At 71.9% G+C, this 14,465-nt stretch carries 10 protein-coding genes; 2 read left to right on the forward strand and 8 right to left on the reverse strand.

Annotation, left to right across the window (positions count from 1 at the left end; all coding sequences use genetic code 11):
• The first annotated feature begins 42 nt into the window (after positions 1-42).
• Complete coding sequence (gene pulA, locus CCN33_RS26375; protein ID WP_086695961.1) at positions 43-5,439, forward strand: pullulanase-type alpha-1,6-glucosidase; 5,397 nt, start codon at positions 43-45, stop codon at positions 5,437-5,439.
• A 4-nt stretch (positions 5,440-5,443) separates the two neighbouring features.
• Here the strand turns inward: pulA and CCN33_RS26380 are convergent, their stop codons facing one another.
• From CCN33_RS26380 to CCN33_RS26400, 5 genes are all read right to left on the reverse strand, one after another.
• Positions 5,444-6,133: a TetR/AcrR family transcriptional regulator gene (locus CCN33_RS26380; protein ID WP_086695962.1), complete on the reverse strand. Its 690-nt coding sequence runs from the start codon at positions 6,131-6,133 to the stop codon at positions 5,444-5,446.
• Positions 6,134-6,193: 60 nt separating this feature from the next.
• Positions 6,194-7,258, reverse strand: a complete 1,065-nt coding sequence (locus CCN33_RS26385) for a PDR/VanB family oxidoreductase (protein WP_086695963.1) — start codon at positions 7,256-7,258, stop codon at positions 6,194-6,196.
• Positions 7,251-8,153: a metal-dependent hydrolase gene (locus tag CCN33_RS26390; protein ID WP_086695964.1), complete on the reverse strand. Its 903-nt coding sequence runs from the start codon at positions 8,151-8,153 to the stop codon at positions 7,251-7,253. The genes CCN33_RS26385 and CCN33_RS26390 overlap by 8 nt, the downstream gene beginning before the upstream one ends.
• Before the next feature lie 78 nt (positions 8,154-8,231).
• Entirely contained in the window at positions 8,232-10,154 is a 1,923-nt protein-coding gene (locus CCN33_RS26395) for a hypothetical protein (RefSeq protein WP_086695965.1), read from the reverse strand.
• Positions 10,155-10,215: 61 nt separating this feature from the next.
• Positions 10,216-10,722, reverse strand: a complete 507-nt coding sequence (locus tag CCN33_RS26400; protein WP_086695966.1) for a tetratricopeptide repeat protein — start codon at positions 10,720-10,722, stop codon at positions 10,216-10,218.
• A 124-nt stretch (positions 10,723-10,846) separates the two neighbouring features.
• On the opposite strand from CCN33_RS26400, the gene CCN33_RS26405 reads away from it, so the two are divergent.
• Positions 10,847-11,254 carry a hypothetical protein gene (locus tag CCN33_RS26405; protein WP_208621900.1) on the forward strand — a complete coding sequence of 136 codons (408 nt, stop codon included), beginning with the start codon at positions 10,847-10,849 and terminating at the stop codon, positions 11,252-11,254.
• Between the two features lie 120 nt (positions 11,255-11,374).
• On the opposite strand, the gene CCN33_RS26410 is transcribed toward CCN33_RS26405, so the two are convergent.
• The 3 genes from CCN33_RS26410 to CCN33_RS26420 form a co-directional block, all read right to left on the reverse strand.
• Positions 11,375-12,958: a DUF1996 domain-containing protein gene (locus CCN33_RS26410; RefSeq protein WP_086695968.1), complete on the reverse strand. Its 1,584-nt coding sequence runs from the start codon at positions 12,956-12,958 to the stop codon at positions 11,375-11,377.
• 119 nt (positions 12,959-13,077) lie between these two features.
• Positions 13,078-14,124, reverse strand: coding sequence for an NAD-dependent epimerase/dehydratase family protein (locus CCN33_RS26415; protein ID WP_086695969.1), 1,047 nt, complete (start codon positions 14,122-14,124; stop codon positions 13,078-13,080).
• Positions 14,125-14,185: 61 nt separating this feature from the next.
• On the reverse strand, positions 14,186-14,465 hold a 280-nt coding region (locus CCN33_RS26420; RefSeq protein ID WP_140394684.1), incomplete at its 5' end, for a winged helix-turn-helix domain-containing protein.

Raw genomic sequence — 14,465 nt, forward strand, 5'->3', positions numbered from 1 at the left:
GGCCGGACTCGAACGAGCCGTGACCGCAAGGAGTTTGTGCCCGTGAGACCCTCCTGGCAGGCGCGCCGGACGCGCCGCACCCCCTATCGGACCCGGGCGGCGACCGTCGTCGTGGCGGCCCTCGCCGCTTCCCTGGTGACGCCCCTGTCCGCCCATGCGGCAAGCCCGCCCGCACCGCCCTCCGACGCCCGCCTCGCCGCCGAGCCCGCCCGGCACGACGACACGCGGGAACAGTTCTACTTCGTCATGCCGGATCGTTTCGCCAACGGCGACCGCTCCAACGACCGCGGCGGACTGACCGGTTCCCGGCTCAGCACCGGCTACGACCCCACCGACAAGGGCTTCTACCAGGGCGGCGACCTCAAGGGCCTGACCCAGCGCCTCGACTACATCAAGGGCCTCGGCACGACCGCCATCTGGCTCGCCCCGATCTTCAAGAACCGCCCCGTGCAGGGCACCGGAGCCGACGCGTCGGCCGGCTACCACGGTTACTGGATCACCGACTTCACCCAGGTCGATCCGCACTTCGGCACCAACGCCGACCTGAAGGGCCTGATCGCCAAGGCGCACGCCAGGGGCATGAAGGTCTTCTTCGACGTCATCACCAACCACACCGCCGACCTCGTCGACTACCGGGAGAAGTCCTACGACTACCTCTCCAAGGGCGCCTTCCCGTACCTGACCAAGGACGGCCGCCCCTTCGACGACGCCGACTACGCCGACGGCCGCAAGAAGTTCCCGGCCGTGGACGCCTCGTCCTTCCCCCGCACTCCGGCCGTGCGCAGCCGGAGCAAGGTGCCGGCCTGGCTCAACGACCCGGCGATGTACCACAACCGGGGCGACTCCACCTTCGCGGGCGAGTCCGCCGAGTACGGCGACTTCTCCGGCCTGGACGACCTGTGGACCGAGCGTCCCGAGGTGGTCAGCGGCATGGAGAAGATCTACCAGCGGTGGGTGCGGGACTTCGCCGTCGACGGCTTCCGCATCGACACCGTCAAGCACGTGAACATGGACTTCTGGACCCAGTGGGCCACCGCGCTGGACAAGTACGCGGCCGGGCGCGGCCGGAAGAACTTCTTCATGTTCGGCGAGGTCTACTCCGCCGACACCTCGGTGACCTCCCCGTACGTCACCCGGGGGCGGCTGGACGCCACCCTCGACTTCCCCTTCCAGGACGCCGCCCGCGCCTACGCCTCCCAGGGCGGCAGCGCCAAGAAGCTCGCCGGGGTCTTCGGGGACGACTACAAGTACACGACCGACAAGGCCAACGCCTACGAGCAGGTGACCTTCCTCGGCAACCACGACATGGGCCGCATCGGCTCGTTCCTGAAGCAGGACGACCCGAAGGCGTCCGACGCCGAGATCCTGCGCAAGGACCGCCTCGCCAACCAGCTCATGTTCCTCAGCCGGGGCAACCCGGTCGTCTACTACGGCGACGAGCAGGGCTTCACCGGCTCCGGCGGCGACAAGGACGCCCGCCAGACCATGTTCGCCTCCAAGGTCGCCGACTACCTGGACGACGACGAGATCGGCACCGCCCGCACCCACGCCAGCGACGCCTACGACACCAAGGCCCCGCTGTACCGGGACATCGCCGCCCTCGCGGCGCTCCGCAAGGCCAACCCGGCCCTCACCGACGGTGTGCAGACCGAGCGTTACGCGGCCGACGGCGCCGGTGTCTACGCCTTCACCCGCACCGACGCCCGCACCGGCGCCGAGTACGTCGTCGCCCTCAACAACGCCGGCGAGGCCCGGCGAGCCACCTTCACCACCGGCTCGGCGGGCATGGCGTACCGGGGGATCTACGGCACCGAGCGCACCGTACGCACCGACGCCGGGCGCAGGCTCACCGTGACCGTCCCGGCCGGCACCGCCGTGGTCTACCGGGCCACCGGGCGCCCCGCCGCCCCCGCCACCAGGCCCACGCTCACCCTGACCGCCCCGGCCGCCGGAGCCACCGGCACGGTGGAGGTCGGCGCCGACGTGAGCGGCGGCGGACTGAACCGGGTCGTCTTCGCCGCGCAGGTCGGCAACGGACCCTGGAGGACGCTGGGTTCAGCGGACCACGCCCCGTACAAGGTCACCCAGGCCATCGGCAAGGACGTACCCGCCGGGACCGCGCTGCGGTACAAGGCCGTGGTGATCGACTCCGCCGGCCGCACCGCGAGCGCCCTGGCCTCCTCGGCCACCGGCACCGCGCCCGTCCCCGAGCCGCCCGCCGCCGCCTCCCGCGACTACGCCGTGGTGCACTACAAGCGGGCCGACGGCGACTACGCGAACTGGGGCCTGTACGCCTGGGGCGACCTCGCGGACGGCGAGGCCACCGAGTGGCCGGCGAGCCACCCCTTCACCGGCCGCGACGCCTACGGCGCCTTCGCCTACGTCAAGCTCAAGCCGGGCGCCTCCAACGTCGGCTTCCTGGTCATCGACAAGAACGGCGACAAGGACGTCTCCGCCGACCGGAGCATCGACGTCACCAAGACGGGTGAGGTCTGGCTGGAGCAGGGCAAGCCCCAGGTGCTGACCGAGCGCCCCGACTACCCCGCCCAGGACCAGGGCAAGGCCGTACTCCACTACCACCGCGCCGACGGCGACTACGACGGCTGGGGCCTGCACACCTGGACCGGTGCCGCGAACCCCACCGACTGGTCGAAGCCCCTCACGCCGGTGAAGACTGACGCCTATGGCGCCGTCTTCGAGGTACCGCTCACCGAGGGTGCCACCAGTCTCAGCTACATCCTGCACAAGGGCGACGAGAAGGACCTGCCCACCGACCAGTCCCTCGACCTCAAGGCGAATGGCCACGAGGTGTGGCTGTTGAGCGGCCAGGAGAAGTACCTGCTCCCGCAGCCGAAGGGCAGCGCGGCCGCGCTCGACCTGACCACCGCCAAGGCCGTCTGGATCGACCGGGACACCCTCGCGTGGAACGGCGCCGAGGGGGCTGCCTCCACTCAGCTCCTCTACTCCCGTGACGGCTCGATCACCGTCAAGGACGCCACGCTGACCAGCGACGACGAGCGCTGGCTGCGGCTGGGGAAGAGCACGCTCACCGACGCCCAGAAGGCGAAGTTCCCGCACCTGAAGGACTACACCGCCTGGAGAGTCGACCCCCGCGACCGCGACCGGGTGCGCGAGGCCCTCACCGGCCAGCTCGTCGCCTCCCAGCGCGCGGCCGACGGCGCGGTGCTCGCCGCGACCGGGGTGCAGATCGCCGGAGTGCTGGACGACGTCTACGCGAGCGCCACGAAGAGCGGCCTCGGCCCGGTCTTCCACGCCGGAAAGCCCACCCTCTCGGTGTGGGCGCCCACGGCCCGGAGCGTCTCGCTGGAACTGGACGGCTCCCTGAAGCCCATGCGCCGCGACGGCGCCACCGGCGTCTGGTCCGTCACCGGCCCCGCGTCCTGGAAGGGCAAGCCCTACCGGTACGTGGTCAAGGTGTGGGCGCCCAGTGTCGGCAAGCTCGTGACCAACTCGGTCACCGACCCCTACTCGCTCGCCCTGACCGCCGACTCCGAGCGCAGCCTCGTCGTCGACCTCGCCGACCGCTCCCTGGCCCCTGCGGGCTGGGCCGGGCTCACCAAGCCCAAGGCGGTGCCGCTGAGGGACGCGCAGATCCAGGAGCTGCACATCCGGGACTTCTCGGTGGCCGACAAGACCGTCCCGGCGGGAGACCAGGGCACCTACCTGGCCTTCACCGACAAGGACAGCGACGGCTCGAAGCACCTGCGGGAGCTGGCCAGGGCCGGCACCTCCTACGTGCACCTGCTGCCCGCGTTCGACATCGCCACCATCCCCGAGAAGAAGGTCGACCAGGCCACCCCGGACTGCGACCTGGCCTCCTTCCCTGCCGACTCCGCCAAGCAGCAGGAGTGCGTGGCGAAGACCGCCGCGAAGGACGGCTACAACTGGGGGTACGACCCCTTCCACTACACGGTCCCCGAGGGCTCGTACGCCACCGACCCCGACGGCACCGCGCGTACCGTGCAGTTCCGGAAGATGGTGCAGGCGCTCAACCAGGACGGGCTGCGGGTCGTCATGGACGTGGTCTACAACCACACGGCGGCCAGCGGCCAGGCGGACACCTCGGTGCTCGACCGGATCGTGCCCGGCTACTACCAGCGGCTCCTCGCGGACGGCAGCGTGGCCAACTCCACCTGCTGCGCCAACACCGCGACCGAGAACGCCATGATGGGCAAGCTCGTCGTGGACTCGATCGTCACCTGGGCCAAGGAGTACAAGGTCGACGGCTTCCGCTTCGACCTCATGGGCCACCACCCCAAGGCCAACATCCTGGCCGTCCGCAAGGCACTGGACGCGCTGACCGTCGCCAAGGACGGCGTCGACGGCAAGAAGATCATCCTGTACGGCGAGGGCTGGAACTTCGGCGAGGTCGCCGACGACGCCCGGTTCGTCCAGGCCACGCAGAAGAACATGGCCGGCACCGGCATCGCCACCTTCTCCGACCGGGCCCGTGACGCCGTGCGCGGCGGCGGACCCTTCGACACGGACCCCGGCGTCCAGGGCTTCGCCTCCGGCCTGTTCACCGACCCCAACTCCTCGGCCGCCAACGGCACCGAGGCCGAGCAGAAGGCCCGGCTGCTGCACTACCAGGACCTGATCAAGGTCGGCCTGACCGGCAACCTCGCCGGATACCGGTTCACCGACAACGACGGCAAGGAGGTCACCGGCGCCGGGGTCGACTACAACGGCTCGCCCGCCGGATACGCGGCGGCCCCCGGCGACGCCCTCGCCTACGCCGACGCCCACGACAACGAGTCGCTGTTCGACGCCCTGGCCTTCAAGCTGCCGGTCGGGACGAGCGCGTCCGACCGGGCCCGTATGCAGGTGCTGGCGATGGCCACGGCCGCGCTCTCCCAGGGTCCGGCCCTGTCCCAGGCGGGCACCGACCTGCTGCGCTCCAAGTCACTGGACCGCAACTCCTTCGACAGCGGCGACTGGTTCAACGCCATCCACTGGAACTGCGCCGACGGCAACGGCTTCGGACGCGGGCTGCCCCCGGCGGCCGACAACGAGTCCAAGTGGCCGTACGCCAAGCCCCTGCTGAGCACGGTCGAGGTCGGCTGCCCGCAGATCACCGGCGCCTCGGCCGCCTACCGCGACCTGCTGCGCATCCGCACCGGCGAGGACGCCTTCTCCCTCGCCACCACCGCCCAGGTGCAGGACCGGCTCTCCTTCCCGCTCTCCGGCAAGGACGAGACCCCCGGCGTGATCACCATGCGCCTGGGCGGCCTGGTCGTGGTCTTCAACGCCACGCCCGAGCGGCAGGAGCAGCGGATCGGCGCCCTCGCGGGCACGGACTACCGCCTGCACCCCGTCCAGGCGGCCGGCTCGGACGACGTGGTCAAGTCGGCCTCCTACGCGTCCGGTTCGGGCACCTTCACGGTCCCGGCGCGGACCGTGGCGGTGTTCACCCGGTAACGGATCAGGACGCCAGGGAGATCAGCCGGGCGGCGAGTTCCGCGAAGGGACCGTCGCCCGGCTCGTTCCGTACGAACGTGCGCACCACGGAGGCCATCTCGGGGTCGTAGGCGGCGCTGACCGCGACCAGGGCGGCGAAGTCGTGCACGAGCTGGCGTTCCAGCTCCTCGCGCGGCACCCGGCGGCCCTCCAGCCAGATCAGCGCCGTCGACTCCACCAGCGAGATCCATGAGCGCACCACCAGCTCCAGGCGGGCGGGCGCCTCGGTGATCCCCAGATGGGACAGGATCTGCTCGTAGGACGCCTGGCGCACGGAGTCGATGAGGGCGTTGGTGGCCGAGGAGCCGACCGCCGGGCCGCCCCGCATCAGGGCGGAGAAGCCCGGCCCGTGCTCGTCCACGAAGTCGAAGAAGCGGCCCATCACGCGGAGCAGCCGGGCGCCGAGCGGGCCCTCGTGCGGCTCCTCGAAGCGGCCCGCCAGATCCTCCGCCGCCCGCGTCAGCGCGGCCTCGTACAGGCTCATCTTGCCGGGGAAGTAGTGGTAGACCAGCGGGCGGGAGATGCCCGCGGCGGACGCTATCTCGTCGATCGAGACCTCGTCGGGCGAGCGCCGGCTGAACAGGTCGAGCGCGACCTTGATCAACTGCTGCCGCCGCTCCTCGACGCCCATCCTGCGGCGAACCCCGGTAACCATGGGTTCAACCTTACCGACCGGCAACGACACTTGGACCGTCCCGTTCCGCCCGGCCCGTGCTCACATGTCCAGCACCAGCCGCTCACCCCGGGCGCGGGACACGCAGATCAGCATCGAGTCGTCGCGCTCCCCGTCCGTCAGCAGCTCGTCCCGGTGGTCCACCTCGCCCTCCAGCACCCGCTGTTGGCAGGTCCCGCAGAAACCCTGCTCACAGGAGTAGAGGGTGTCCGGCAGCTCCCGGCGCACCGCCGCCAGCACGGTCGAGTCGGCCGGGACGGTCAACGTCTTCCCGCTGCGCCGCAGTTCCACCTCGAACGCGGTGTCGGCGCCGCCCGTCACGCGCGGGGCGAACCGCTCCAGGTGCAGCGCGGTCCCCCCGGGCAGCGCCGCCTCCACCGCCGCCATCAGGCCCTCCGGGCCACAGCAGTACACGACCGCGCCCTCGGGCAGCCCGGTCAGCAGCGCGGCGAGGTCGGGGCGGCCGTCCTCGTCCTCCGCCACCACCGTGCACCCGTCCCCGACCAGCGCCGCCGCCTCCTTCAGGAACGGCATCGAGGCCCGCGTACGCCCGCAGTACAGCAGCCGAACGTCCACGTCCTCCGGCAGGGCCCGCAGCATCGGCAGGACCGGGGTGATCCCGATGCCGCCGGCCACGAAGACGTACGCGGGCGCCGCCACCAGCGGGAACCGGTTGCGCGGGCCGCGCACCTCCAGCTCCATCCCCTCGGTGAGCCGCTCGTGCACCTCCCGCGAGCCGCCCCGGCCGTCCTCGACCAGCCGCGCGGCCACCTCGTACGCCGAGGAGTCGGCCGGGTCCCCGCACAGCGAGTACTGGCGCACCAGCCCCGAGGGCAGCACCAGGTCCAGATGCGCGCCCGGCTCCCAGGCGGGCAGGCCGCCGCCCTCCAGACGGAGCCGCACCACGCCGTCCGCGATGCGCTCGTGCCCGGTCAGCAGCAGCCGCAGCGCCCGCGTGCGGGGGCGGCCGGAGACCGGCGGGTCCAGCGCCGGCATCGGCCACAGCGGCGATCGGCCGACCCGGCGGCGCAGCGCCCGCCGGGTCAGCAGCCCGGCGCCCACCAGGAGCGCGGCGGCCGCGACGGACCGGGTGGTCTGCTCAGGCATCGTGCTCCGCCTTCCGTGCGGCCAGCGCCGCCGGGGACGAGGCCAGGTAGGCCACCGCCTGCGCGGTCGAGCCCTCCTGGGACGGGTGGTAGGCCCGGCTGAGATAGCGCGGGACCGACTTCAGCAGCGCGCCCGTCGCGGGCAGCGTCCCCCGGCGGCCGCTCCGGTAGAACGCGCGGAACGACGCCTTGCCGTCCACCAGCGTCGGATCGTGCGCCATGAAGAAGCGGGCCCCGCGCTGCCACAGGAACATCAGCGCCGCGAAGGCCAGCGCCCAGGTCCGCACCCGGCGCCGGTAGTCGCCGTCCACGTGCACGAAGAGGTCGAAGGCGACCGAGCGGTGCTCGACCTCCTCCGCGCCGTGCCAGCGCAGCAGGTCCAGCATGGTCGGATCGGCACCCCGCCGGTCCAGCTCGGCCGCGTTGAGCACCCAGTCGCCGAGGAACGCGGTGTAGTGCTCGATCGCCGCGATCAGCGCGATCCGCTCCAGCAGCCACCAGCGGCGCGCCCGGCCCGGCGGCAGGGTGCGGTCCCCGAGCAGCTTCTCGAAGAACCAGTCGACCTGGGCGGTGTACGGCGTCGGGTCGAGCCCCTGCTCGCGCAGATGCGGCAGCACCTCGTCGTGGGCCTGGGAGTGCATCGCCTCCTGGCCGATGAACCCGATCACGTCTTCCCGCAGCCGGTCGTCCCGGATCAGCGGCAGCGCCTGCTGGTAGACGTGGACGAACCACCGTTCACCGGCGGGCAGCAGCAGATGCAGCACATTGATGGTGTGCGTGGTGAAGGGGTCGCCCGGCACCCAGTGCAGCGGGGTGTCCTCCCAGGCGAAGGACACCTTGCGCGCCTTCAGCGGGATGCGCTCGGCCTGCACCGGCCGGGCCTGCTTGTTAGACATGGCGTCAATGTACTGACGGGTACTGCTCCTGAGAACCCCTGTGCACGGCCTTGTTGGGCAAACTGTCAGCAGCGCCGGTCAGTGCAGCCCGCTGATCTTCCGGCCGCCCTCCAGCGTGCCCGCCAACTGCGCCTGGGCGCCCCGCTCCGCCTTCGCCACCAGCAACGGGCCCTGCCCGGACGCGGTCACCCCGCCCGAGGACCGGATCGAGGTCACGCCCCGGCTGCCCGCAGCCAGCAGATACCAGTGGCCGCCGCTCGACTTCCACAGCACCCCGGCCAGCACGTGCGGATCGCGCGGGCCGCACGCCGTGGTGTCGGTGCCCTTGGCCACCACCGCCCCGGCCGGACCGCCCGGCGTACGGAACTGGGCCAGCGCGGCCGTGCCGTCACCGCGCCAGGTCTCGGCCCGCGTGCACACCCATTGCCCGGCACCGCTCGCGTCCGGCAGCGGCTGCTCGGCGAACGCCCACGCGTTCACCCCCCGCACCCCGGCCGCCCGCTCCGCCGCCAGCGAGCAGGCGAAGGGCGCCCAGGCGCGCAGCCCTTCGGCCCCGGTCGCCTCTCGGGCCGACCCCGGCCGGCCCGCGGTGAGGTGGGCCGGCACCAGCTCGCCCAGGTCGCTGGAGAGCTGGGCGCCCGAGCCGTCCGTCAGCTGGAGCACGGTCCACGAGGTGCAGTCACCCGCCCGCAGCGCCGGACTGGCCAGCGGGGAGGTGACCCCGTCGGTCAGGGTGAGCGCGGTCGGCGCCGACTCCGGCTTGGTCAGGTCCCGTCCGGCGGCCTTCTTCACCCACGGTGCGGTCAGGTAGCGGACGTTGCCGTCGGAGCGGCCGAGCACCAGCGCGCTCGCCTCGGCGCCGGTCGCGCCGTCCACGCGGGCGAAGTCGAGGGCCGCGCCCTCGGTGCCGTCCCTCGGCTCGGCGTAGCGGGCGATGCGCAGACCGTCGTAGAGAATCACCACGCGGGCCGCGTCCACGTCGCCCGCGTACAGCAGCTGGGGCGGGCCGGCGGGGCCGCCGGTGAAGGTGCCGGGGGTGGCCGAGACGCGGACCGTGGCGCCGGGGCGGGCCCAGACCGTCAGTGCCCGGCGCAGCAGGCCGTCGTCGCCGGTGAGCGGGCCGCGCGCCGGCCAGACGGAGAAGTCGGTGCGGGCCGAGGTCCGCCACGCGGCCGGGGCCACCCGCTGCACCTTGGCGGGGTCGAGCGCGGCCACCGCGGCCGGGTTCTCCGCGTACGAGGGGGCCGCGGCGCCGTCCGGGCCCCAGCCGCCGCCGGGCAGCGCGACCAGCACGCAGGCCACCGCGAGCGCGGCGGCCGCGGCCACCGCCGCCTTGGTGTGCTGGCGGCGGCGCATCAGATCGGTGGGCCGGGCCTGGAGCGAGCAGGCGTCGAACTCGGGGGAGGCGAGCAGCGCGTACTGCGCGGGCACCCCGTTCGCCCCGGCCAGCGCGGACTCGGTACGGGTGACCCCGGCGGCCTTGAGGATCTTGCGTACGTCGTCGTCCGCCAGCCCCTCCAGGCCGCGCAGGACGTAGGCGGCGCGAGCCGGGCCGGAGAGGGCCGACAGCTTCTGGTCCAGGGCGAGTTCGTCGGCGCCGCCGGAGTGCGGGAAGAGCCTCAGGCCCCACACCTGGGGAAGCGGAGCCGGGAGTTGGGACAGCTTGGGGAGCCCCTTGCGCGGCTCGGACGCCTCCAATGCGCTGCGCAGCACCCGCAGCCGGACGAAGTCGTAGCCGGGGTCGCCGTCGCGGCCGGCCGACTGGGCCGGGATCAGGGCGCGCTGCTTGCGGCCGCGCGGGAGGGCGCGCTGGGCGAGGGCGTGTGCGGTCAGGACCCGGCGCCCCCGGCCGAGAGTGGGCGGGAGCACCAGGTAGGCGAGCCGGACCAGCCGGGGGTAGTGCTCGACGAGCGCGGCCTCGGCCCGGCCGACGTCGACGGCCGGGTCCTGGTTCCGGGAGGAGGCGGGTGCGTGACGCTGGGCTACATCCTGTGACTGCACATCGGGGAGAACGAGCGAGACGGCCGTAGGTCACCGCCGCACGGGTGATGTGCGGCCCGGATCAGGCCGGTTCGGTCAGCAGGCGGGCGTAGTTCGCCATCGACCGCTGGTAGCGCGGGAGATGGGGGGCCAGCGCGCCGAGCACCAGCGAGAGTCCCTCGCGGTCCCGGCCCAGGCTGGACAGGCACAGCGCCAGACAGGCCCGTACCGCGTCGTTCAACTCGTCCGAGTGCGCGTCCAGTTCGGGGGTGAGCAGGGCGACACCCTCCTCCGCGTGACCGGTGTTGCGGAGCGAGCTGGCCAGCTGGATCTTCGTCCGGCGGGCCTTGTACGGGTTCGCCTCCGTCAGGCCGTTGTCCAGGGCCGCGCGGTACAGTCCCACCGCCTCGGCCGAGTGACCGGTCGAGTCGAAGGCGCAGGCCCGCTCGAACAGGCCCAGCGGGTGGTCCTCGGGCAACTCGTCGGCCAGCTTGTCGATCACGGCACGGAAACCCGCCGCGTCGTCCTCGGGCCAGGTGTCCAAGGCGGCCCAGGCGGCCGCCACGCGCTCTTCCCAGTCTTGGTCCATCGGACCACTCTGGCAGGCACCGGGCGTACCGATCAAGGGATTTGAGCATGTCCGGCCTCGCAGCCGTACCCGTTGCGAGGGCTCGGGTGCGGGATGCCCGATCCCACCAGGACCGGAGGAACGGATGAGGATGACCAGCGCGGTGCTCGTGGGCGCCGTGGTGCTGACGCTGGCGGGCTGCGGCGCGGACCAGGACGACACCGCGAAGGTGCCGGCCACCGCGACCGGCAGCCTGGAGAGCCTGGCCGCCGAGGTGAAGTGCCGCCCGGACATGCAGACCGACGCCGACGAGATCCGCCAGGCGCTCTGCAAGAACGCCGACGGAAAATTCGTCCTGGCCACCTTCGCCACCGACCGGGGCCAGCGCGAGTGGATCAACGACGCCAAGGACTACGGCGGTCACTACCTCGTCGGCCGCAAGTGGGTCGCGGTGGGCGACGACGGTGTGGTCAACGCCCTGCGCGGCACGCTCGGCGGCGAGGTCGAGGTGGGCACCGACCACAGCGGGCACGGGGCTGAGCACTCCGGCTGACGCGGTGCGCACACGGCGAAGGCCGGTGACGGGAAGCTTCCCGTCACCGGCCTTCTGTCGTGATCCCCTGAGGAGGGGGGGTCTTCGGAGGATCACGAGCTGTGGATCACCTGCCGTGGATCACGAGCAGTTCTGGCCGCGGTTCACACAGTTGGCGATCTTGTTCGCGAGACCGTTCTTCGTGATGGCGATGAAGTCGTCGTGGTCGGTGGAGGGCTTGTGGAGCTGCTCCGGGAAACCGTCCACCGCGTAGGCGTTCTTCACCTGGCCGTTCTCGATGGTCGGCGGCGTGATGTCGTACACCAGCCGCATGGTGAGCTGCGGAATGGCCTTGAAGCCGTTCTGGCAGTTGCCGTTGGCGTCGGCGAACGCCACGTGGGTGCGGTGGTTGGCGCTGTCGGCGTTCTGGCCGTCCCAGCAGCTCTGGAAGGCGAAGGATCGCACGACCTTGCTGCCCTGGGGGCAGATCGGGTACTGCTCGGTGAGCTGGACCTTGTTCTCGAACCCGGTGCAGCTCCAGTGCGCGTTGGCGTTGGCCAGACCGTTGGTGGTGGTCTTCGCGTCACCGGTGATGATCCGCAGGAACTGCGGCATCGCCACGACCTTGCCGGTGGGGCTGCCGACGTACTTGATCTGCGCCTGGACCGGCGTCAGGATCTTGCCGACGTTGCCCTCCTTGCCGCCGCCGTCGTTGTTCTGGTCGAAGTCCTGCGAACCGTCCTGGACACGGACGACGGGCCAGTAGTACGACGACAGGTCGTTCTTGTTCTGGCAGCTCGAACCGCCCTGGAGGAACGTGTTGTTGCTGGCGAACGCGTCGATCTTCTGGTTGCCGACGTAGTCGTGGAGGTGGTGCGCGCCGTTCTTCACACCGGGCGCCACGATGACGTTGTCGGTGTTGTGGTTCTTGTTGGTGTTCACACCGCAGCGCGTGGTGAAGGTGCCCCGCGAGGCGTTGCGGGCCTGGCGCGGCTTGGCCTGCACGTTCGGCTGGGCCTTGGTGATGTCGACGAAGTCGGCCGCGACGGGGCCGTTGCCGGCCTGGCCGCCGATGGCGCCGCCCTGCTGACCGCCGTTGTTCTGGCCGCCGCCCTGCTGCTGACCGCCACCCTGCTGCTGGCCGCCGTTGTTCTGACCGCCGCCCTGCTGCTGGCCGCCCTGCTGCTGGCCACCGCCCTGCTGCTGACCGCCGTTCTGGCCGCCCTGCTGGCCGCCGGCGTTGGTCTGGTCGGCCGGGGTGCCGGTGCAGTTGGCCAGCGTGTCCAGGTCACCCGGGGCGGTGCCGCCCACGCGGGTGATCTCCAGCTTGATCCGGTCCAGGATGTTCTGGCGGCGCTCCTTGAGCGGCTGGAGAATGCTGTTCTGGACGAAGCTCGCGTCCCGGGTCTGCGCGTCCCGCGTGGTCGCCAGGCGCTGGTACGCCTCGGTGATCTGCCGGTCCAGGTTGGACAGTTCACCGGCGACGTCGGTACGGGCCTTGTCCGGCACGTTGGTCAGCTTCTGGCCGACGTCCGGGCAGGAGATCGTGGCGACCTGCGCGGCCGTGGCCTTGGTGCGATTGCCTCCCCACGCGTCGTTCGACTCGTGAGCCGAGGCGTAGAAGTTCGCCCAGATCAGCCCGCCCCCGCCGAGCGCTAGGGCCGCCGATGCGGCGGTGACCTTCACGGCCAGCGGCGAGCGGCGTTTACGTATGTTGCGTCCCATGGAACTCCTCTGACTTCCTTGCGGGGCAGCTTCGAGGCGCCCGACAGGAGTGAAGCGGCGCCCTTCCATACGCACGCCGCCCCAGAGGTGTTCACCGGTCTCACAAATATTTCTCAGGTCTACCCGCGTTCGGCGGGTGAAATGCCTTCTGAACTGCGGGAGTTGGAATTCGCCGCCAGTGCGGCCACCTCCTTCTGCGGATCGACGCCCGGCGCCTTGCGGCCCGGCCGTTCGGGCACCTGCCCGCCGATCGAGGTGAGCCAGCGCCAGGTGTCGGCGACCGTCTCGTCCACCGGCCGGCAGTGCAGCCCGGTGGCCAGCGCCCGCGCGACGTCCCCCCGGTGCACACAGGACAGCTCGCCGTCCGGCGGCGCCCAGACGGGCAGCTCGGTCCACGGCTCGATCCCGGCCGCGAGGATCGTCGCGGGGTCGGTCCAGCGCAGCTCGGCGGTCGAGCCGGTGACCTCCCGGCAGCGCTCCAGCAGCTCGCCCATGGTGGTGTGACCCGGCGCGCTCGCCAGGTCGTACGGCCCGTTCAGACCCTTGTCCAGCGCGCTCAGCAGCCAGGCGGCCAGGTCGCGGGCGTCGATGTACTGGATCGGCATGTCGCGCGGGCCCGGTGCCAGCACCTCGCCGCCGCGCGCGATCCGGTTCAGCCAGTAGGGGAGCCGGCCGACGTTCTCGTACGGGCCGAGAATCAGGCCCGCCCGGACCAGCAGGGCGCGGTCGGGGCCGAAGGCGTCCAGGACGGCCAGCTCGCCGCCCCGCTTGTCGGCCGCGTAGTCGGTGGCGTCCGCGTCGGCGGCGCCCTCCACCAGGGGGCCCTCCTCGGCGAGGCCGCCCAGGGTGGGCCAGGGCCAGGTGTAGACGGAGCGGGTGGATATGTAGGCGTACCGCTCGACGCGGTCCTTCAGGAGGCGGGCCGTGTCCAGCACGGTCTTCGGCGCGCCCGTCCAGGTGTCCACGACGGCGTCCCACCGGGTGTCGTCGGCGGTGAGCGCGGCCAGACCCTCGGGGGAGGTGCGGTCACCGTGCAACGACCGTACGTCCGGCGGGGGCTGGCGGTTGCCGCGGTTGAACGCGGTCACCTCCCAGCCCCGCTCCAGCGCGGCCTCCACCACGGCCCGGCCCACGAACTCGGTTCCGCCCAGCACGAGTAGCTTCATGCCGGGGATCATGCCCGGAGCGGACGCGGGCGGCACGCGCGTCCGCTCAGAGCAGATCGGCTCAACCGGCTGACGGGGGCGTGTACTTGTAGCCGACCCGGCGCACGGTCTGGATGGCGTGCCGGTACTGGGCGCCCAGCTTCCGGCGCAGCCGGGCGATGTGCACGTCGACGGTACGGCCGTCGCCGACATGCCCGTAGCCCCAGACCGTGGTGACCAGTTGGTCGCGGGTGTGCACCCGGTGCGGGTGCGCCACCAGATGGGCGAGCAACTCGAACTCCAGGTAGGTCAGGTCGAGTTCACGGCCGTCCACATGGGCGATCCGGCGTACGGCGTCGATC

The sequence above is a fragment of the Streptomyces recifensis genome, from assembly GCF_002154615.1.
GTDB classification, from domain to species: Bacteria; Actinomycetota; Actinomycetes; order Streptomycetales; family Streptomycetaceae; genus Streptomyces; species Streptomyces griseoluteus.